This window comes from Pseudomonas sp. YuFO20 (assembly GCF_035064975.1).
Taxonomy (GTDB): Bacteria; Pseudomonadota; Gammaproteobacteria; order Pseudomonadales; family Pseudomonadaceae; genus Aquipseudomonas; species Aquipseudomonas putida_AE.
Genome location: NZ_JAXDEO010000043.1, coordinates 25,690 through 46,775, shown reverse-complemented (window position 1 = coordinate 46,775; position 21,086 = coordinate 25,690). Strand labels below are relative to the sequence as shown.

General features: G+C 58.1%; 13 protein-coding genes and 4 tRNA genes. 12 read left to right on the top strand and 5 right to left on the bottom strand.

Annotated elements, in window-relative coordinates; genetic code table 11:
• The first annotated feature begins 12 nt into the window (after positions 1–12).
• Both SOP85_RS22265 and SOP85_RS22260 read left to right on the top strand, forming a co-directional pair.
• On the top strand, positions 13–330 hold the full coding sequence (locus SOP85_RS22265; protein WP_274075802.1) for a helix-turn-helix domain-containing protein: 318 nt from the start codon (positions 13–15) through the stop codon (positions 328–330).
• Positions 323–1,582, top strand: a complete 1,260-nt coding sequence (locus tag SOP85_RS22260; RefSeq protein WP_323628258.1) for a type II toxin-antitoxin system HipA family toxin — start codon at positions 323–325, stop codon at positions 1,580–1,582. Before SOP85_RS22265 ends, SOP85_RS22260 begins: the two co-directional genes overlap by 8 nt.
• Positions 1,583–2,071: 489 nt before the next feature.
• Here the strand turns inward: SOP85_RS22260 and SOP85_RS22255 are convergent, their stop codons facing one another.
• Positions 2,072–3,106, bottom strand: a complete 1,035-nt coding sequence (locus tag SOP85_RS22255) for a hypothetical protein (RefSeq protein ID WP_323628257.1) — start codon at positions 3,104–3,106, stop codon at positions 2,072–2,074.
• Between the two features lie 246 nt (positions 3,107–3,352).
• Between SOP85_RS22255 and SOP85_RS22250 the strand changes: the two genes are divergently transcribed.
• Entirely contained in the window at positions 3,353–5,731 is a 2,379-nt protein-coding gene (locus tag SOP85_RS22250) for an AAA family ATPase (RefSeq protein ID WP_323628256.1), read from the top strand.
• Between the two features lie 58 nt (positions 5,732–5,789).
• On the opposite strand, the gene SOP85_RS22245 is transcribed toward SOP85_RS22250, so the two are convergent.
• Positions 5,790–6,704, bottom strand: a complete 915-nt coding sequence (locus SOP85_RS22245) for a LysR family transcriptional regulator (RefSeq protein ID WP_323628255.1) — start codon at positions 6,702–6,704, stop codon at positions 5,790–5,792.
• 269 nt (positions 6,705–6,973) lie between these two features.
• On the opposite strand from SOP85_RS22245, the gene SOP85_RS22240 reads away from it, so the two are divergent.
• From SOP85_RS22240 to pgm, 4 genes are all read left to right on the top strand, one after another.
• On the top strand, positions 6,974–7,996 hold the full coding sequence (locus tag SOP85_RS22240; protein WP_274075799.1) for a zinc-dependent alcohol dehydrogenase family protein: 1,023 nt from the start codon (positions 6,974–6,976) through the stop codon (positions 7,994–7,996).
• Positions 7,997–8,566: 570 nt separating this feature from the next.
• Positions 8,567–10,045, top strand: coding sequence for a hypothetical protein (locus SOP85_RS22235; RefSeq protein ID WP_323628254.1), 1,479 nt, complete (start codon positions 8,567–8,569; stop codon positions 10,043–10,045).
• A gap of 67 nt (positions 10,046–10,112) precedes the next feature.
• Entirely contained in the window at positions 10,113–11,513 is a 1,401-nt protein-coding gene (locus tag SOP85_RS22230) for an aminotransferase-like domain-containing protein (protein ID WP_274075797.1), read from the top strand.
• 100 nt (positions 11,514–11,613) lie between these two features.
• Complete coding sequence (pgm, locus tag SOP85_RS22225) at positions 11,614–13,260, top strand: phosphoglucomutase (alpha-D-glucose-1,6-bisphosphate-dependent) (RefSeq protein WP_323628253.1); 1,647 nt, start codon at positions 11,614–11,616, stop codon at positions 13,258–13,260.
• 115 nt (positions 13,261–13,375) lie between these two features.
• On the opposite strand, the gene SOP85_RS22220 is transcribed toward pgm, so the two are convergent.
• The gene (locus tag SOP85_RS22220; RefSeq protein WP_323628252.1) at positions 13,376–14,071 is read right to left on the bottom strand and encodes a pirin family protein; all 696 of its coding nucleotides are present in this window, start codon (positions 14,069–14,071) and stop codon (positions 13,376–13,378) included.
• Between the two features lie 278 nt (positions 14,072–14,349).
• Here SOP85_RS22220 and SOP85_RS22215 point away from each other — a divergent pair, with 278 nt between their 5' ends.
• Positions 14,350–16,824, top strand: coding sequence for a UvrD-helicase domain-containing protein (locus tag SOP85_RS22215; RefSeq protein WP_323628250.1), 2,475 nt, complete (start codon positions 14,350–14,352; stop codon positions 16,822–16,824).
• Between the two features lie 1,107 nt (positions 16,825–17,931).
• Here SOP85_RS22215 and pbpG read toward each other — a convergent pair.
• Positions 17,932–18,870, bottom strand: coding sequence for a D-alanyl-D-alanine endopeptidase (gene pbpG, locus SOP85_RS22210; RefSeq protein ID WP_274074628.1), 939 nt, complete (start codon positions 18,868–18,870; stop codon positions 17,932–17,934).
• A gap of 238 nt (positions 18,871–19,108) precedes the next feature.
• Positions 19,109–19,963 (bottom strand): bifunctional methylenetetrahydrofolate dehydrogenase/methenyltetrahydrofolate cyclohydrolase FolD, encoded by an 855-nt coding sequence (gene folD, locus SOP85_RS22205; protein WP_274074629.1) that lies wholly within the window; start codon positions 19,961–19,963, stop codon positions 19,109–19,111.
• Positions 19,964–20,238: 275 nt separating this feature from the next.
• Between folD and SOP85_RS22200 the strand changes: the two genes are divergently transcribed.
• The 4 genes from SOP85_RS22200 to SOP85_RS22185 all read left to right on the top strand — a co-directional run bounded on the left by SOP85_RS22200 (position 20,239) and on the right by SOP85_RS22185 (position 20,719).
• Positions 20,239–20,315: transfer RNA gene (locus tag SOP85_RS22200), tRNA-Arg, on the top strand.
• A gap of 32 nt (positions 20,316–20,347) precedes the next feature.
• A tRNA-His gene (locus tag SOP85_RS22195) sits at positions 20,348–20,423 on the top strand.
• Positions 20,424–20,480: 57 nt separating this feature from the next.
• Positions 20,481–20,565, top strand: a tRNA-Leu gene (locus SOP85_RS22190).
• Between the two features lie 78 nt (positions 20,566–20,643).
• Positions 20,644–20,719: transfer RNA gene (locus SOP85_RS22185), tRNA-His, on the top strand.
• The last annotated feature ends 367 nt before the right edge of the window (positions 20,720–21,086 follow it).

Genomic DNA, 21,086 nt, shown 5'->3' with positions numbered 1-21,086 from the left:
GGAAGACCCGTTATGTTGGATTTAAGCTTCAGTAAGCCGAATGAGATCGTCAAGCGGCTCTGCGAGCGCCTGCGCACGGAGCGGCTGGCTCAGCAGATGACACAAGCCGATGTGGCCGGTCGCGCCGGTATCGGCACCAATACCGTGTCGAACCTCGAAGCCGGGCGCAATGTCGGGTTGGAGAACGTGATTCGTGTGGCCATGGTCCTTGGACGAACCAAGGAGCTCGAAGCACTGTTCTTGCCAAAGCTGGACAGCATTGAAGACATTCGCCGCTACGAGAACACCGTCAATCGTCATCGGATCAAAAGGAAGACCGACCATGCTTGAGCAGGTTGACGTCTACTACGATGGTTGGGGTGAGCGTTGGTTGTGGGGCACGCTCGTGTCTACGACTGCCATCACCGGTCGCCCACAGATTGTGTTTGAGTACAGCAATGAAGCGAAGACTAGAGGCCTGGAGCTTTCGTCCTACACGCTTCCATTGGCGGGACCCCAGTTGCGTCGAGGCTTTGCGTCCCACCAGCTGGCACTGCCAGGGCCAGTTTATGACTCACTGCCTGACGGCTGGGGCATGTTGCTGATGGACCGGTTGATCCGGCGCCGCGGCCTCAATACGGCACGCATAGGACCTCTGGAGCGGCTGGCTTTTATTGGCAACAACGCCATGGGGGCAATGTCGTTCGAGCCCGTAGCGCCCGAGGGGCAGCAGCCGCAAGCGCATATCCCCCTTGAGTTGCTGGCGGCTGAAGTTCAGGAAGTTCTCAAGGGTGAAGGCGGGGAATTCCTGCAGACATTGCTTCTGGTGGGGGGCTCGCCACAAGGCGCAAGGCCAAAGGCGTTGGTCTATCGCAATCCTCAAACGGGGGCTTTTACCACCGCCGCCAAGCCGGACCTCGAAGCCTGGCTGATCAAGTTCCCGGCAAAGGAAGAGCATCCTGAAGTCTGTGCTATCGAAATGGTCTATGCCGAGTGCTTGCGCAGGTGCGGCATCCAGACCCCGGACACGCAGCACTTCAATCTGCCCAATGGGCTGGCAGCCTTCGCGAGTAAACGCTTTGATCGCATGGACGGCCAGCGCGTGCCCATGCAAAGCCTTGCAGCCTTTACCGGGGCTGACTACAGGTCGCCGGGAGCCCTGGACTATGTCAACTTCTTGCGGGCGACACAGATGTGCACCAACGACGTACGAGAGAAAGCCATCGCCTTCAAGCGTGCCGTCTTCAATGTCGCGTTCAACAACCGGGACGACCACCTCAAAAATTTTGCCTATGTCATGTCGCGGTCCGGTGCTTGGCAGCTGGCGCCAGCCTACGACGTGACGTTCTGCGAGGGACCGGGCGGTTATCACCAGATGGACGTGATGGGCGAGGCCCTGGAGATTGATCGAGGCGCGATGCTCAGGCTAGCAGATGAGGCAGAGGTCTCAGTGGAGATTGCTGGCGGCATCATTGACAGCATTTGCCGCGTTGCGAGCGAGTTTAAGGTCATCGCCGAGAACATGTACCCGCGCGAGATTACCCAAGACACCCTGGATACAATTCAAGGCCGGATCGACGAGAACGTCGAGTTGCTGCACTAACGCCGTTGTTATTCGGCCAGCGTCATGGGTGACGCTCAGGCGCCTCCGACAGAATACCCGGGGCCCAAAGAACATTTTGACTTGGCCCTAGTACGGTGGTTTCAGGGCGGAACATTGAGGTTATGCCCCCAATTTTACCCCCAGTCGAGGAGGGGGCGTGGGCGATTGCGATTGATGTCGTCAACACCCAATAAGTGAGTACCGCAAAAAGCTGATTACCGACATCGAAATCCCGTTCTTCATAAAAAGCTGACCACTGAGCTAACGACTGTGAACTCCCTCGCGCAGCCACTCGATAAAGGCCTGAAGCCATTCATCTGCATCGGCGGTTTTTTTGGGGTTTGGAGGTTCAGGGCTGGAAGATGCAGATTCCGCCGCTCAGGCTCTTCTATAACCCTGTAAAAAATGGATCGGTGGAGAGCCACTGATTCGACCTTGGCTCATCAACTGATGTCTCAAGCAGCTGTCCTGCTGGCTCGGCATCCAAATCTAACGCAACATCGAATTAGACTTAGTCTCAGAAGCAGCGCTGCTGAGCAGCCAAATCAGCGCAGGAGATTGCTTGACGTGTTCTGCCATGGTTTTCATTACAACCTTGAGAGGCGGAATAGTTGAGACCACGACATCGTAACTCTCGGCAGACTGTAAACGAACGCCAATGAGGACACTTTTGTCTTCTTGTTCACGGGCGTAAGCAATAAAGCCATTTTCCAACGGATGTACATATTCTCCAGTCCGCGCATTGGGATAGTTTGGAGCCTTGTGGAAATCACTTCGTAGTGCAATGACTTTCGTCACGGCCTTGAAGGCCGGGCTGAAGTTGTCGGTAAGGTAGTCGTAGCTCATGGCAAATAGCACGCTAATGATAAATGCTCCTGCACCATGGAACATGATCAAACTGCGCGATTGCTTGAATTTAGCCTGAAAGCCGAGGTGCGCGGCCAGGCGGGTTATATGTTGCCAGGCTGCTTCGAATGGTAGGCTGATCATCGCGATGACCATGATCAGCACTGCTGTCAGACCAAGGAGTATTGCCACCACAAGCAGCCACGATGGAATGTAGAACAGCAACGCGAGAAAGCCGACTGTGAGATCAAAGCTTTGAGGGGGCAGCCCTAACGTCTCGGCAACCGCGAAACGCGCGCATGCTGTCGATATCAGCAGTGCAAGCAGATGCATAATGATGATGGGCGTTTTGGCGAATGGCTTATCCCATGCTGTATGGAGCCAGCGGGCGAAAGGGATGCACCAGGCAATGAATCCGCAGATTATCAATGCAGCCGCGACCGTCGTCCCGATGGTAAGCGCGGATATGCCCGTGTATAGGGAAGCTGCAATCGTGATTAGATACGTAACTACCGAGGCGAGATAGAACCGTTGGGATACGGAATATTGCTGGAATTTGGCGAGCAGTTTTGCTTTCAGAGCTATCATTTTCATCCTTGAACTTCTTTTCAGTGCTTCTAAAATCCAAGCGGATAGCAATGCTTGGCCGCCTTGATGGATGACCCCGTGGCGGCCCATCAAACCACCACGAGTTCAGCTTTTTATGTGGGTACGACTGGCGAATCAGTCGGCTTGGCAGACAATTCGCCACATCCCGCGTACGCCGTCTTCCCACCCACACCTGACAACGTGACTATCGATTCGGGAATTCCCGTCCGGTCTGGTCTGATCGGAGCTGTACCATTGATAGGTTGGTGGATGAGAGGACAAGGGCGCTTCCAGTGCCTTACTATGCCCCAATTCAAATAGCGTTTTCTTCCATCCATGGCCCAATTCTTTCCAGCACTCGATCATGCGGAATTTCGCAGCAAAGGCGAATTCACGCTTTTTCAGGAACTAGCGGCACTCGACGATGGGTTTATCGTCATCCACTCGCTACCTTGGCTACGCGGCCGGACAAAGCGGGTGTACTCGCAGGAACTGCAGGACTACCTGCGAGTTTCCTTGGAGAGGAGGCACCTGTCTGGCGAGGTGGACCTCGTGATCTTACATGCGGAGCTGGGTATGCTTTGCATAGAGACGAAGTCAGGTTTGTATCAGCCGTCGGGAGTTCGATTCATTCACGAACGTGACGGTTATGAAATCGATCCTATGAATCAAGTCAAGGACAACGCTTTTGTCCTCGTCGATATGTTGCAATCGTGGCAGATGAAGTGCCCAGTCGGTTATGCAGTGCATTTTCCAGACTTCGATCTGGAGAGCTCGCAAATCGCCAGTGCATACGTGCCACTCGACCGGCAGTTGCCCGACGGTATTCTAATCCTCCAAAAGCACCGTCAGGACATGCCTTCGCGCATCGTGCAATTGATGGCGCACTGGAAGTCCGCACTGAACTACGGAATCAAGGATAATTTCAGCCATGAAATCAAACACTTTCTCGACTCTGTCTGGCCGCATGAAGTGCGGGAAGGGACTCTTGGCCGGAAAATCGTTGCGGATGGCGAGTTGTGGCTTCAATTAGACAAAAAGCAGGCGAATCAGGTGGCATTGTGCGTCGCCTCTGATCGAAGGATGGTCGCGGGGTTTTCGGGCAGCGGCAAGACTTTGATAGCGCGTTCTCTTGCCGAGCAGTTTGTCGCTCGGGACCTCAAGGTACTCTTCCTTCTGAAGAACCGCCAGATAACGCATAAGGTGGCCGCTCAATTGAGCCAGTTTGGCCGGTCGGTGACTGTTCAAACCTTTCATTCCTACTGTGAGTCCCAGGGCAATCGGAACAGGGATAACAGCACCGGCGAACCCAACTATGACGAGCATCACCTGGCCCTGCATGGGGCCGTAGATCATCAGTACGCGGCGTTGATCGTCGATGAGGCCCAGGCGCTCAACGAGGCCGATCACTTGGCGCTGCGCGACCATTTTGCCAACGCACGCAAGTTCGTTTTTGCTGACGAGCTCCAGGTACTTCCCGGGATCGAAAAAGGCAGTTCCTATCGATTTCTGGAGGATACCTATGGCGAGCGATTCTTCTATCTGGCAACGGTTTACCGCAATCCCGGAGGTATCACTCAGACGATGATGGAGATGCTACCGCCACGACATGAGGTGAATTGCCCTCGGCCGATTTCCGTGGAGGACTTGTCCCGAAGCATTAGCTGGGATGTCTCCAAGACAATCCAGACCATGACGGCGAGCCTTGCAAAATCCGGTGTCATGAACGAGGACTTGATCGTGCTCAGTCAATTCTCCTCGTCGCTTGAGGAGATCGATGTTCCACGCTCCACGATCTCAGCGTATCGCGGTATGGAGGCACCAGTCGTCATCGTCGTAGCAGGCTTCGAAATGGATGACATCACATTGGCTTGCGCTCTCGGGCGAGCGACCACTCGTGCCTATATCATCGTGCCTATCGAACTGCTTGTGGGTCAGAGCAGCGTAAAATCAGATTTCCTGCGCAAAGGCTTGGAGAGTATTGATCGTAAACCAGTGCTCGATCAGGATGCCTGTGCTTCGGCCCCCCGATTTATCGTTAACAGAATGCGCAAATATGCCGATTTGTGCGCAAGACACGAAATCTTTGGCGAAGGATTTGTTTACGCAAGACGATGGAGGAGATGGGTATATGAAGGCGGCGCCAGGTGGAGCAATCGCGGAGTTCAGCTTTGGGGCTGGTGGATATCACTATCGACAGGCCTTTCCATAGCTGGAATCGACTTTGTGCGTAATGAACTGACAGAGGGCTATCTCAAGCCCTGCACCGAATGCAATACGATGACACCGCATAACATGTACGGTGCGTGCCTGACTTGCCTCACAGCGCCATTGGACGAGGCCAATGTTTTTGAAGTCGCCCAGCAGGCGGTGGAGTTGGGTGCTGGGCGATCAATGAAGCAGGGGCAATCTTTAATCAAGGTGGCGGCACTGGTCGGCAATTTTCAGTTTCCGCGCTCTAAGGACCCTGTGTATGGAATTACTGAAGTCCCTGTCCTATTCCTCGCCACTACGATCGTCGAGTTTAGGATGCGAAAAGAGGCGACCGTTGCCACCAAATCCCAGGTAGTACAATGGTTGCGGGAAGGGTTGGTACCCAGTGATTTAGATGACTCCATCGAGAGCCTTGCGGGCCGAACGATAGGCAGTCTCTGCGGGCAGAAGCTCATGGTGAAGATTGAGGCCGGCAAGTACCGACTAACCGATCCTCAATAGCCTCGTATAGGTGGGGGAAAGGCAAAAATGATCAGCTAAACACCCTGCCCGACAACGTCTAAAGACTATCCGGATCCCCAAAAAACATCTGAATCCGCGACCGCAACCAACGCTCCCCCGGATCATTATCCTGGGACCCACGCCACGCCATGTGCAATTCAAAGCTGCGCACCGGCAACGGCGGATCTTCCGCCCGCACCCCGCCAGCCGCCGTCAGCGCATCGGCCGTATAGTCCGGCACGGTGGCGACGATATCGGTACCGCTCAACAGGGTACTCAAGCCGTTGAACTGCGGCACCGCCAGCACCACGTGACGTTTGCGCCCGAGCTTTTCCAGCTCTTCGTCAATAAAGCCACTGAGGTCGCCGGCGAACGACACCAGCGCATGGGGGCGGGCGCAGAAGTCATCCAGGCTCAATGGGCCAGGCACGGTGTCGGCTCGCAACAGTTTTGGCATGCTGCGGCGCAATACCTTGCGCTTGGCATTGGCGGGCAGGTCGGTGGTGTAGCTGACGCCGATGGAAATTTCGCCGGAGGCCAGCAAGCCGGGCATCAGGATGTAGTTGACCCGTCGCACCACCAGCACGATGCCCGGCGATTCGGCGCGCAGGCGCTTGAGCAGCATGGGCAGCAGGGCGAATTCGACGTCGTCCGACAGGCCGATGCGAAACACCGCGGTGCTGGTGGCCGGGTCGAACTCGGCGGCACGGCTGACGGCGGTGGAAATCGAATCCAGCGCCGGAGAGAGCAGGGCGAAGATCTCGACCGCCCGCGCGGACGGTTCCATGCTGCGACCGGTGCGCACGAACAACGGGTCGTCGAACAGTCCGCGCAGGCGCGAGAGCGCCGCACTGATGGCCGGCTGGCCGAGGAACAGCTTCTCCGCGGCGCGGGTCACGCTGCGTTCGTGCATCAGGGTTTCGAATACGATCAACAGGTTCAGGTCGACACGACGCAGGTCATTACGATTCATCTTGAGTCCTGGCAGAGTCAGCAAACTTGACGTGAGCGGCCATATGGGAACAATGGCCAGCAGGAATATTACGGGCAAAGGCTGGTACTCTGCACCGGGTAATTCAGTTTTCCCAAAAAGGCTGCTTCGGTTTCTTGCGACATTTGACGATGTCGCCGCAGCTGCGGAATCAATGACAGGCATGTCGACTATTAATAGCCACTGATAGTGTTGGGTTGAAAGCCCAGCTAGAGTTCAAGGCATTAGAGGTTCAATTGGCGAGGTTTGCGATGTCCCGCACGATCCGTTTTCACAAGTTTGGTTCAGCCGAGGTGCTCAAATGCGAAGAGCATGCGGCGGCCCTGCCTGCACCGGGCGAAGTGCAGGTGCGCGTCGAAGCCATTGGCATCAGCTGGTACGACACACTCTGGCGGCAGAACCTGGCGTCGTCACACGCTCGCTTGCCAGCCGGTATTGGCCAGGAAATGGCCGGTATCGTCACCGCTGTCGGTGAGGGTGTCGATGACCTTGCGGTCGGTGACAAGGTCGCCAGTTTCCCGGCCCAGAGCCCGAACGATTATCCGGTCTACGGCGAGCTGATCGTGCTGCCGCGCTCGTCGCTGTCGCGTTACCCGGACGTGCTCAGCCCGATCGAAGCCAGCGTGCATTACACGCCGCTGTTGATTGCCTATTTTGGCTACGTTGATCTGGCGCGGGTCAAACCCGGGCAATTTGCCCTGGTCACCGACGCCAGTCACTGCGCCGGCCCTTCGTTCGTACAATTGGGCAAGGCCCTGGGTGTTCGAGTGATCGCCGCGACCAAAACCGCGGACGAGCGTGAATACCTGCTGTCGCTGGGTGCCGAGAAAGTCATCGTCACCGAGGAAGAAGACCTGCTGATGCGGATCAACAAGATCACCGACAACCGCGGCGTCGACGTGGTGTTTGATGGTTTGGGTGGCCCTCAGATGTCCCTGCTCGGCGACGTACTGGCGCCTCGCGGCAGCCTGGTGCTGTACGGCCTGCAAGGCGGCAACCAGACGCCATTCCCGGCGTGTGCGGCGTTCCAGAAGAACATTCAGTTCTTCGTGCACTGCATCGGTAACTTCACCGGCAAGCCGGAATTGGGCATCATCCAGGACCAGGTCGCACTGCAACGTGCCTTGCGCGACATCAACCAGATGACTGCCGATCGCGTATTGCTGCCGCTCAAGACCCGGGTCTTCCCGTTTGCCGAGTTTGTCGAGGCGCACCGCTACATGGACGAATGCCCATGCCGCGAAAGGGTTGCCCTGCAAGTCGAACCTGCCTGATCCCCCCTCAAAGAGTCCGTGCCTGCACGGACTCTTGCGTTTGAGCGCCTTTCCCCCCGACATGAGACGTCCCACCAGCCTGAAGGTGGGTCGGTTCAGCAACTGAACCGGTTTTTGCTCTCGATCTGTAGCTTCTAATCAACATCCAAGTACTGATAATTGCATGATTACTTTCATCTCAAGGAATGAGTCATGGCCAGGTATCTAGCCGAAACTTTTCAATGCGCGTCGTTGACCCATGTTCGACAACTAGTGATTCGTTGTGCAGTCGCCACATTATTTCGAGAAGCTTCTTTCCTCATTATTTGTATTAAATGTCTGTGGGACGCTGTCAGACATTTCCTAGGATGCCGAAGGCAATCGTCACAAGCTGCGGCCAAGAGCCTGCGCGCAAGCCCTTGCGTGGCTGTCTCGCTTCTGGCGATCAATTATTTCAAATGTTGACCAAAAACTTTAGCGTTAGCATTTGGTAATAAAGTCCAGTAATTAATCCCCATTCAGGCATCCCTTTGCGCTGTGCGTGCAGTTGTTTGCGCTGTGTCGAACTTACGAATATCAGGTAAATAGAAAATGACCCATATCCATGATCAGGCGATGAACTATGTCTATCAACAAGTGCTGCAACGACTGCTGAGTTTTTTTTCCCGTGCCGAGCGCACGGCATTGCAGTTATTGATACAGCGCCTGGCTGTCGCCGCCGGAGGAATGGATCGGATAGGTGGCTTCAAGGTATTGGCCATCCAGTGTGGCTCGCGTGACAGTTGCTACACCTTGGCACTGCTGCGTGCCGCGCAGCTGACGATCGCCAGTCGGGCGCCCGCGACATTCCAGTTGCGGGTCGCGACCCTGCGGCTCAATGGCATGAACCAATTGGCGCTGGATAACATCCATCGCAGCTACAGCGCTTTGTTCCTCTACGACGATCCCCGAGTCGAAGTGTTGATGGTGGATAACCGTGAGGTACTGCCGTTCGATCACCAGGCACCGGTGACCAGCGCCGGGCGTGAAGCCAATCGGACGAACCTGCTGATGATCGGCCATCGTCGTGCCGTGGACGGACCTCTTGATCTGTTGGACGACGGGTATCTGGCCACGGGCGAGTTCCATGGACAGATCGCCCGCTGGAACCATGGCGTCGATGCCTTGGTCAGTGGCGACTCGCCGCGCCAGCAGAAGCGCTTTATCGAAGGGCTCAAGCGCGCGGCCGCCAAGGCAGGTCTCGAGACGTCGAACCGTCACGAGGCGGATTACGGCGGGTTGTTCATGCTGCTCGATGAATTGGGCAGTGACTGCTACCAGGCGTTTTATGCCGACTACGGCCAGGAGACCTGGCGTCCGGCTGAACAGTTTGAAGCCTGTCGTCGTACTACCTACATCGATATTCACGACGTACTGGTCAGCCACCTTGAAGATCGTTGGCCGTTGCTGACCGAGTTTCTCGGCTTCCAGGCCGATGAACTGGCGGTTCATCTTGGCGAAAACCAGTTCGTCAGCGTGGCTGTCTCGGCGCACCTGCGCGGATTGCAAGCCGGCTTCGTCCAGGGCGGCACCTATGAGGCAGGTGTTGCCCACTACCTGCAGCGCGCCCTGGTGATGATGCGTCGAAACCAACTGGAGGAATACTTGTACGAACGGGCAGAGGAGGCGTACGGCAACCCGGCGACCCTGGCCGGCCAGCGCGCACGCATCGCCGAGGAGGCGCAGCAGAACTTCGGCCTGAACGAGGCGCAATGGGTGTGCCTGCTGTTTGCCCCTTTTGTCGAGCAGGGCGCGGCCCTGGAGCGCTTCCTGCGTCTATGTCACCCGGGCATGCTCGTGGCCTTGCCCGAGTTGCACCGGGCCATGCAGGGGCATCCGGTCGCGGAGCAGATCCTGCAGTGGATGGTCGATGTCAGCGGCTTGCCTGTGAGCCTGATCGGCAGGTTGTATCGCATGGGGCCGGTGGCAGAGCAGGGCAGGTCGATGAACCCACCCGCGAGCGAGGCCTCGGTGCCAGTGCAGGCAAGCGACGAGGCGTCGATGACCGCTCAATGGTCGGCAGGACGTTGATCGTGCGCATGTTGCCGGCCCTTTCGAATGTGCGTGGCGGCCACCGCCACGGATGGGGCCCCCTGTCATGAAAGGACAGCGTGAAACCGATTTCGCCTACCAGGCGGTCTACCGTTACCTGACCTGCCTGATCAGCGAACCCGTGAGCGACAGTCGCGTACGCCTGCCATCCTTGCGTGAGCTGTCCGAGCGCCTGGGCGTGTCGATCTCGACCATCCAGTACGCTTATTCGCTTCTGGAAAAGGAGGGGCGGGTCTATTCGGTGGCCAAGTCCGGTTATTACGCGCTACCGGTCGCGCCCAGCAGTACGCTGTACGATGGCAATGACTTGCTCGAGAGCGTCTATGTCAACGCCCGTCTTCCCGCCATGCTGGTCCTCAGCGCGGATGAACCGGCCTTGCTGCAACCGCTCGACAGCCCGCTGTTGCTGCTGGAAAGGGAGCTGCTGCGCCAATACCCGCGCCAGCCGCAGCCGTCTGCGCAGCCCTGCGGCGAACTGGAGCTGCGTACCGCGTTGGCGGCGCGCTATACCACCTCGCCGGTGCGCTGCTGGCATGCCGATGATGTCTACATCGGCGCCGATCTACGCGGTGTGCTGGAAATACTGATCGTCGTATTGGCTCTCAAGGACGCGACGGTGGTGGTCGAGTCGCCGTGTGACTGGGCGATCCTGCGCCTGTTCCAGGCAGCCGGCGTGAAGGTGATCGAATGGCCGCTGCTGGGCGACGGTGGCCTGGACTGCAAGCGCCTCAGGGACTTGCTGGAAGAGCAGCCGGTGCGATTGGTGATGGTGTCGTCCGGGCTGAACATGCCCCGGGGCAGCAAGGCACCCGATGATAACCGGCAAGCGATCGCGCAATTGCTGGGACGACATGACACTTGGGTGCTGGAAAACGATAGTTATGGCGAACTCGGGTTTGAGCCCGATCTACTGCGATTTCGCGAGCTGTTGGCCCCGGAGCGCCTGATGGTGTTTTCCGCATTCGAAAAGATCATCGGCCCGGAAGCGCCTTACGGTTATCTGCTGTCTCGCCATATGAGCGGCGAGCTGCAGCGGCAATTTCTATTACGAGCCTTTCGCCTGTCGCCGATTCGCCAGAAAGCCATCGCTCGCCTGTACAGCAACGGACGCATCGATCAACACCTGCAGGTATTGCGTCGGCGCCTCAAGGACGGCAAGGACCAGATGACCCGGCTGCTCCAGGAACGACTGGGCGACGCCTTGCAGTACGTCGAGCCCCAGGGCGGCGCGACGATCTGGTTGCGTTCGCTGCGCCGGGTCGATATGAGCCGGGTGTTCCAGCGTTTGCTCAGGCAACAGGTGGTGGTTGCGCCCGGCGAGCTGTTCAGTCTGCAAGGCTTGCATGGGCAACACTTGCGTTTGAGCCATGGCGTTGGCAGCGATCAGGACCTGGCCGCCGCGCTGGGCTTGCTGGGGGACGCCTTGCGCCTGGAAGCCATTGATTGAGCCCAGGTAAAATCATGCCGATGGATCGATTCCATCGCGCTTAGGTCAAACTGCCAGTAAACTCCGTTCCAATTCCTGAACTCTATCTCAGAGGTTGCGCATGACACTCAGTCCTTTTGCGGGCAAGCCGGCACCGGCAGAATTGTTGGTAGACATCCCGCGACTGGTCACGGCCTATTACACCGGCCAGCCCGATGCCGCCATCTCGACCCAGCGAGTGGCCTTCGGCACCTCCGGGCACCGGGGCAGCTCGTTCGATTTGAGTTTCAACGAATGGCACGTCCTGGCGATCAGCCAGGCCATCTGCCTGTATCGCGAGGCCCAGGGCATCAATGGCCCCTTGTTCGTCGGCATCGACACCCACGCCTTGTCCACGCCGGCCGGCGCCAGCGCCCTGGAAGTACTGGCTGCCAATGGCGTGACAGTGATGATCGCCGAAGGTGACGAATACACGCCGACCCCAGCCGTTTCCCATGCGATCCTGTGCTACAACCACGGGCGTACCTCGGGCCTGGCGGATGGCATCGTCATCACCCCGTCCCACAACCCGCCGCAAAGCGGGGGCTACAAATACAACCCGACCAATGGCGGCCCTGCCGATACCCACATCACCAAGTGGATCGAAGCCAAGGCCAATGAGCTGTTGGCGAACAAACTCGCCGGGGTCAAGCGCATCAGCTACGAGCAGGCGCTGAAGGCCAGTACCACCCATCGTCACGACTACCTCAACACCTATGTCGCCGACCTGATCAATGTGATCGATTTCGACGCCATCCGTGATGCCAAGCTGCGCCTGGGCGTCGATCCGCTGGGAGGCGCAGGCGTGCGCTACTGGTCGGCGATCGCCGAGCACTACCGTCTGGACCTGGACGTGGTGAACAAGCAGGTCGACCCTACCTTCCGCTTCATGACCGTCGACTGGGACGGTCAGATCCGAATGGACCCATCGTCCAGCCACGCAATGCAGGGGCTGATCGGCCTCAAGGAACGCTTCGACGTGGCCTTCGCCTGTGACCCGGATCACGACCGTCATGGCATCGTGACCCCCTCTGGCGGTCTGCTGGCGCCGAACAACTACCTGGCCGTGTCTATCGATTACCTGTTCCAGAACCGCCCGCACTGGCGAGCAGATGCCGCAGTGGGCAAGACCGTGGTCAGCAGCGGCTTGATCGACCGCGTGGCCAAGCGCCTGGGACGCCGCCTGTACGAAGTGCCGGTGGGCTTCAAGTGGTTTGCCGATGGCCTGTTCGACGGCTCCCTGGGCTTTGGTGGTGAAGAAAGCGCGGGGGCTTCGTTCCTGCGCAAGGACGGTAGCGTCTGGTGCACCGACAAGGACGGGCTGATCCCGGCCTTGCTGGCGGCTGAAATGACCGCCCGTACCGGTCGCGACCCAAGCCAGGCTTATCGTGCCCTGACCGATGAACTGGGCGAGCCGTTCTCGGTGCGGGTAGACGCCAAGGCCAACCCGGAACAGAAAGCCCTGCTGAGCAAGCTGTCGCCGGATCAGGTCACCTCGACCGAGCTGGCGGGGGAAAAGATCCAGAGCATCCTCAGCAAAGCACCGGGTAACGACCAAGCCATTGGCGGCCTGAAGGTCATGACCGAAAACGGCTGGTTCGCGGCGCGTCCGTCGGGCACCGAAGACATCTACAAGATCTATGCAGAGAGCTTTGTGAGCGACGACCACCTCAAGCAGTTGGTGGCTGAGGCCCAGACCCTGGTGGATGGCGCCATTTCTTCGAAATAAATGATGGCCCCTTCGCTGGCAAGCCAGCTCCTACAGGATTGAGGCAACCTTGTAGGAGCTGGCTTGCCAGCGAAGACGGTAGTCCAGGCACCAACGGTGCTTAGGATTTACCGAATCAAGCCAGATCCACCAACACAATCTCACTGTCCTCAATCGCCGTCACCCGCAACAGCTGCTCTTGAGCAATCGCAACACCGTCTCGAGCTTGTGCTCGCAAGCCATTGACTTCAATGACCCCCGTGGCCGGAACAAGGTAAGCGCGACGGCCGTTGTCCAAGTGATATTCCGCCGTTTCCCCCGCCTTCAAATTCGCCGCCACCAGCCGCGCATCTGCGCGGATTCGCAGGCTTTGATCGTCCCCGGCCTTTCCGCTGGCCAAGGTCACAAACCCTTCGCGCTGGCCCTTCGGAAACGGCTTGGCGCCCCAGGAGGGTGCCAGGCCGGATTCGTTCGGGATGATCCAGATCTGGAAAATCCGCGTCGGTGTCGCTTCCAGGTTGTATTCGCTATGGGCGATCCCGGTGCCAGCACTCATGACCTGAACGTCACCGGCTTCAGTGCGACCCTTGTTGCCCAGGTTGTCCTGGTGGGTAATCGCCCCTTCACGGACATAGGTGATGATTTCCATGTCCCGGTGCGGGTGCTGCGGGAAACCGGTGCCCGGGGCGATCACGTCATCGTTCCATACCCGCAGGTTGCCCCAGTTCATGCGCTTGGGGTCATGGTATTCGGCGAACGAAAAGTGGTGATGGGCATCCAACCAGCCATGGTGAGCGCCGCCGAGCGAGTTGAAAGGTCTGAGTTCAAGCATGATCGTCTCCTGTAAGGTTCGTCATGGGGCGCAAGGGCCTGGCCACGAATCGAGACCGGTGGTTGATGACGGGCATCATCCATCAGGCAATAATCGATAAAAAGCGTAAAAAGTGCCTCATAATCATCGAATAGTTTGATAGGAGGTTACCTCAAATGGATCTTATACAACCTTCAATATCGCGCATAAGTCGATGAGTCCTAAGCATTTCACTAGAACTGAACGGCAAATAAAGACACCATAGCCCTCAACAGCCTCACACCCTGGAGTCCGTCCGCGTGCCGCAACACACCCCCGATCTTCCGCCTGAACTTCGCCCCCTGGCTGAAATGCCACTGCTCAAACGCCTGGCCGCGCGCTTTTTTGGTCATGGCCTGACACGCCTGCGCGCGCAGCACCGCGCGTCCTGGTTGCATGGCCAGGCAGACGGTTTTCGCAGTGGGCATATCGCCGGGGTGGATTACGGATATAAGGAAGGCAAGCTCGAAGGACTCGAAGAGGGCCGGCAGGTCCTGCTGATTCGCGACTCGCGCAGCACCGAGCACCGGCCACCGAACATCGATGAGCATCTGTTCGACGATTGGCGCCTGCCATTGAGCGCCGAATTGAAGAAGCGCGTGAAGGCCGACGTCGCCCGGCTGCTGCCGGCATATGCCCAGCCCAGCGCCGCGCAGTGGAAGATGATCTTCAGTGACACGCCTTCGACCTCGGTGATTGCCGGAGCGGGCGCGGGCAAGTCGACGACGTTGGTCCTGCGCATTTTGCTGCTCTACCATTACCTGGGGTTCGAGCTGGGCTCGATGACCGTGGTGACCTTTACCCGCGAGTCGCGCAAGGATTTCATCAATAAGCTGATCGAACTGTTCGCGCTCTGGGGGCGGGTAATCAGCTTCAGGGACGCGCGTGACCTGGTGCGCACCTTCCACTCGCGGATCCTGCCGATGGTTCGCAGCCTGCCGGGCTTCGAACGGCTGCAAGCCTTCGAAAACCTCAGTCACCGCGCCCAAGGCGCGGATGACGAAGTGGACAGCAACCCGTTCGACCTGCGTATCAATGACGCCCAGCGTCAGCAACTCAACGCCTGTTATCACGCCTTGCACAGCCGCGATCAGCGTTTTCGCGAGCTGATCCAGCCGTTGTCGCGCCACGCCTTGCAACTCAAGGAGCTGGAGCGCGACCACCCCGATGTGCAGAAACGCGTGGCCGTCACCGAGTTGGCGGCCAAACGCGATGAAGAACTCTGCGACCTGGTGGAAGACCTGTGGTTCCGCGCCGGCGCCTGGCCGATCAAGGGTATCGAACCCAACCGCCAGGCTTTTGATATCAATGGCAGCGCCTTTCATTGCCACGGTTACATTCCGTCGCTTGATGCTTGGGTGGTGCTGGGTTTCGACCCTGGGGAAAATCCACAACTGACCCGGCCCAACGCCAAGCTGACACTGCGTGCGGAATCGGCGGTGAAGCGAACCCTGTTTCAAGCTTTCTGTCGTAAGCCATTGATATGGTTGGATAGTTACGAATCGTCGAGGCGTGTCCTGGCCTCCCTTGGCGGCGACGCCAGCGCCGGGCCTGGCTTCGATTACAAGGTCAAGGGAGAGCTTGCGTCTGCGCCGTTGCTGGACTGTTTTGTCGCCGCCGCCGGGTTCATCGAAAACCTCGGCCTGGATGTGCCGACGGCGGTGGGCCAGATGAGCTTTGCCAAGGATGACCCGGACCGGTTTTTCTTCGAGGCCCTGAGCCTGTACTGGCGAGCCCTGGAAGATCACTTGCTCGACCAGAAACCGCCGGTCATGACCTACAACCGCATGTTCGCGTTGTTCAGCGAACATTCACCGGAGAACCTCAAACTGCTCAGCGACGAGCTGTTGCGGCCGCTGTCGCACTTGATGATCGACGAGTTTCAGGATGTCTCGCCGCAAATCGTCTCGTGGATCCGCGCCAGCCTGGTCGAGATCCGCAGCCGCGGCCCGGCCATGCACACAGGACGCGGCGCCCAGCACTCGTCATTGCTGTGCGTGGGGGATGACTGGCAGTCGATCTACGGTTGGCGCGGCAGTTCGCCCACCTATTTCATGGAATTCAACAAGACGTTCTCGTCGCCCAGCACCACCAAGGTCATGCTCAGCGACAACTATCGCAGCCACCAGCACATCATCGACGCCGCCGAACACATCGTGCGGGCCGCGCCGGCGATTGCCGGCAAGAAGGCCAAGGCCAGCGGCGAGCCGAAGACTTTGCTGCCGGTCAATGTGCTGGACCGGGACGACCAAGGCATGGCCCAGCGCCTGATGGAGCACTACCGCAAGGGTGATTCAATCTTGATGCTTTATCGAAAAAGCAGTGATAAGTCATTGATTGAGCAGCATATTCAATCCGTAGTTAATGTGGATTCTAGCTTGCCGTATGAAGCCCGGCGCCTTAAGCAACTGACCTATCACAGCGCCAAGGGGCTTCAGGCGGACGCGGTGTTCCTGCTTGGCGATTGCCAGCACCTGACCCGTTCACCGTACAAGAACCAGGTATACCGCATGGCGGGCCTGGGCAAGGCTGGCGATAGCGAGCCTTACGACAATGCGCAGAAAGACGAGATCCTGCGCCTGGCCTACGTGGGCATTACCCGGGCCGTGAGCCATTGTTATTGGTATGTAGACGCGCAGGACACCCAGGCGGTGAACATGCCCAAGGCGTCGGATCGGATCAGCCAGGGCAAGGCGTTCTTTGCCGATCATCGACAGGCCAAGACCCCGGCGTAATCCATTCAATCTCCCGCGGCCGTACCCGATCTCCTGTAGGAGCTGGCTTGTCGGGTCGCCGCATCGCAGCGATGGTCGACAACGATGACGCGTGCCGTCTGAATGAATGCGTTGTACAGATGATTTTCGCGAGCAAGCCCGCTCCCACAGTTGATCGGGTACATCCGCGAGTGATGGTTCGGCTGTGAGGCCGCCTTCGCTGGCAAGCCAGCTCCTACAGTTGATCCTCGGGAGACGGTCTGCACCCCGATCCATAATTCTGTAAAAAACAAAAAAGCCCACCATATCGTGTAATGCTGTTCACTTAAGCATGGTGTTGTTAAGAACTGGATTGGGGGGATATCCATTGCTGCGGTAACGGCCACTTATGGTTTCGCTCTTACAGCGAGTCACTTTTGGAAGAGCCCAAAAGTAACCAAAAGGCTCTTGCCCCACCACTCGGTGCCTCGCTGTGGCTCGGCATGCCCTCTCTCCGGCATTGCTCCGTGGGTCGCCGCGATGGGCCGTCCCTGGCCCAGCGCGGCTAAACCGGCGTCCTGCCGGTTTACCCACTACGCAATGCCTGCGTTCGGCCATCGTGGTTTAACGGGGCGCCACGATCAAAAGCAAAGCGAGGCGGCCTGACAGCCGACCTGATTTTAAATGAGCACGTTCCCCTGTAGGAGCGCCGCCCGGAGCCGGCTCGCTCCCACAATTGGATCGTAGACAGGTCCCTTAATCAGGTCGGCTGTCAGGCCGCCTCGCTTTTGCTTTGGCTTTTGATTTTCTTGCCCCATCGAGAGGCCGAGTGGAGGTTCTGCGCAGTGGGTAAACCGGCATGGATGCCGGTTTAGTCGCCCTCGGCCATGGATGGCCGATGGCGACGGGCCCACGGAGCAGGACCGGAGCGAGGGCATGCCGAGCCACAGCGAGGCACCGAACGTCAGGGGCAAGAGCCCTTGGTTACTTGGGGCTTTTCCAAGTGACTCGCTGTAAGAGCGAAACCATAGGTGGCCGTTACCGCAGGAATGGATATACACCTAATCCAAATACCACCTGGGGCCCTCCAACCTAAAGTGAACAGCATTACCCGATAGATCGGGGCTTTTGTCTGCTGTAGCGGCCGGCTTACTTCGAAGCTTCGACCACGCCACTCTGGCGCTGCTTGAGGTTCTTGTCCGATTTGTACTGTAATGCGGCGGAAGCCACGGCAGCGCTCTTGCCGGTTTCAACCCAATTGCGGATGCGCGCGGCATCGGCAAAGTGCGTGTATTTGCCATAAGCGTCGAGCAGCACCAGGGCAACTGGACGGTTGCTCATCCGGGTCACCAGCACCAGGCAGTGGCCTGCTGCGTTGGTGAAGCCGGTCTTGGTCAGCTGGATGTCCCAGTCCGGCTTGCGCACCAGATGGTCGGTATTGCGGAAACCCAGGCTATAGACGGGTTTACGAAAGGTGACGGTTTTTTCCTTGGTGGTGCTCAGCTCGGTCAGCAACGGGTATTTGTGCGCGGCGATCAACAGTTTGCTCAGGTCGCGCGCGGTCGATACGTTGCGCGCGGAAAGACCGGTCGGCTCGACGAAATGGGTGTTGGTCATGCCCAGGGCCCGGGCCTTGGCGTTCATCGCGGCAATGAACGCCGCATAGCCGCCTGGATAGTGGTGGGCCAGGCTGGCGGCGGCCCGGTTTTCCGAGGACATCAGGGCAATCAGCAGCATTTCCCGACGCGGCAGTTCGCTCCTGAGTTTTACCCGGGAGTACACGCCTTTCATTTCCGGCGTGTCGCTGATGTCGATGTTGATGTATTCGTCCATGTTCTGCCGGGCTTCAACCACGACCAGGCCGGTCATCAGTTTGCTGACCGAAGCGATGGGGACGACGACGTCCGGGTTGCTGGCATAGATGACTTTGTTGGTCTGCAGGTCCAGCAGCAAGGAGCTGCCGGAAGCGAGCTTGAGTGACTTGGTATCCCGCGGCGCTGCGGTGGTCTCGTCGGCACTGGCGATTGGCGTGAGGAAAGTCCCTGTAACTGCAAAAAATAGGCTCAGGATGGAAAGACGGATTTTCACGCTGGCAGACTCAATAAAGTGTTGATAAGCCGTTTTTGTAACGGGCTATTTCCCGAAAAGCGCGACATTCTGGAGTATGGCTGAATAACTGTCGATGGTTGTTCGAGGGCAGAGTGAAAGACCCTCGAAACGTGAAAAAAACGTCATTTTCCGGCGGATGGTCATCCCGTTCCGCGGGCAAAAAAGAACCCCGCCATGGGCGGGGTTCCTTGTGTCGCTGGTTGCCTCTACCTGCGCCTCAGCTGTGCAGGGCTTCAGCGGCGTACAGGGTGTTTTCCAGCAGGCAGGCGCGGGTCATCGGGCCGACGCCGCCCGGCACCGGCGTGATCCAGCCGGCACGGGGCAGGGCGGTTTCGTAGATCACGTCACCCACCAGCTTGCCGTCTTCCTGGCGGTTGATGCCAACGTCGATCACGATCGCGCCTTCCTTGATCCACTCACCTTTTACCAGGCCCGGCTTGCCGGCGGCGACGACCACCAGGTCGGCACGGCCGACGTGACCGGCCAGGTCCTTGGTGAAGCGGTGGGTGACGGTCACGGTGCAACCGGCCAGCAACAGTTCCATCGCCATCGGGCGTCCGACGATATTGGAAGCGCCGACCACCACCGCGTTCATCCCGTAGAGATCGGCGCCGGTGCTTTCCAGCAGCGTCATGATCCCTTTCGGGGTGCAGGGACGCAGCAGCGGGATGCGCTGGGCCAGGCGGCCGACGTTATAAGGGTGGAAACCATCGACGTCTTTATCCGGGCGAATGCGTTCCAGCAATTTGGAGGCATCCAGGTGTTCCGGCAGGGGAAGCTGAAGCAGGACGCCGTCAATCGCCGGATCGTCATTGAGGCGATCGATCAGGTCGGCCAGCGCTTGCTGGGTGGTGTCGGAAGGCAGGTCATAGGCCTGGGACAGGAAGCCGACCTCTTCACAGTCTTTACGCTTGTGCGAGACATAAACCTGAGAGGCAGGATCGCTGCCGACCAGGATCACCGCGAGGCCCGGCGTGCGCAGACCTTGCTGGCGACGCTCGTTGACGCGTTGGGCGATCTGCTGGCGCAGGCTGGCGGCGATCGATTTGCCGTCGATAAGTTGTGCAGTCATTGCGCGTGATTAACCATCGAGAGGGGAAAAAAAGAGAGCGCATTCTCGCATGTCATGCGGTGAGGGCAAAGGCGCTTGGTCTGCAAATTCCGCTAACCCCTTTAATTAAATGAATTTTTTTCAAAAAGGATTTGACGACCTGCGGGGGGCTCTATACTATTCGTCGCACTTGTCGGGCACAGCCTAGCACTGGTTGAGAAGGTTGAGCGGGATTACGGTTCTGCAAGACTGAAAAGCACTTAGTTTGTAGTCCTCCAAGAGTACAGATTAACAAGGCGCCCGTAGCTCAGCTGGATAGAGCATCCGCCTTCTAAGCGGATGGTCGCAGGTTCGAGTCCTGCCGGGTGCGCCATTAGGCAGCTTTGGCACAAGTAACGCGATATGGTGGGCGTAGCTCAGTTGGTAGAGCACGGGATTGTGACTCCCGTTGTCGTGGGTTCGATCCCCATCGTCCACCCCATATTTCGAAGGGCGCCAGATTAACAGTCTGGCGCCTTTGCTTTAAAGGCTTCATCCCGCGGATGTGGTGGAATTGGTAGACACACTGGATTTAGGTTCCAGCGCCGCGAGGCGTAAGAGTTCGAGTCTCTTCATCCGCACCAAACAAGGCTTCATCCATGCCGCCTGGCCTGGTTGAGGTTCAACAAAGAAGTGATTTGGCTTCTTTGTTACGCAATATGGTGGGCGTAGCTCAGTTGGTAGAGCACGGGATTGTGACTCCCGTTGTCGTGGGTTCGATCCCCATCGTCCACCCCATATTTCGAAAAGGCGCCAGATTAATAGTCTGGCGCCTTTTTTGTTTCAGCAGATTCAGCGACCGCAGGTACCGGGTCGCAAGGGCAGGGCGTTTCGTCGTTTTTATGTTTCGCGATGATGCCGTGTTGCCCGCCGGCCTTGCTTGCGAGATCGGCTGCCAGGGAGATGATTGGCGACCTCCTCTATATATAGAAAGGTTGGCGCAGAGCCCTGGCGTGATTGATTGTATTTGCCATCGGGGCGAGGTGCATTCGTGCATTCGCACCTATAAATTGCCTGCTGCGTTTTTACCCGTTTTCAGTAGGGTGACTTCTTGAGTTTGACCCACTAGAATGCATGCCCTTGATTCTGGGGTCGGAAACGGCCG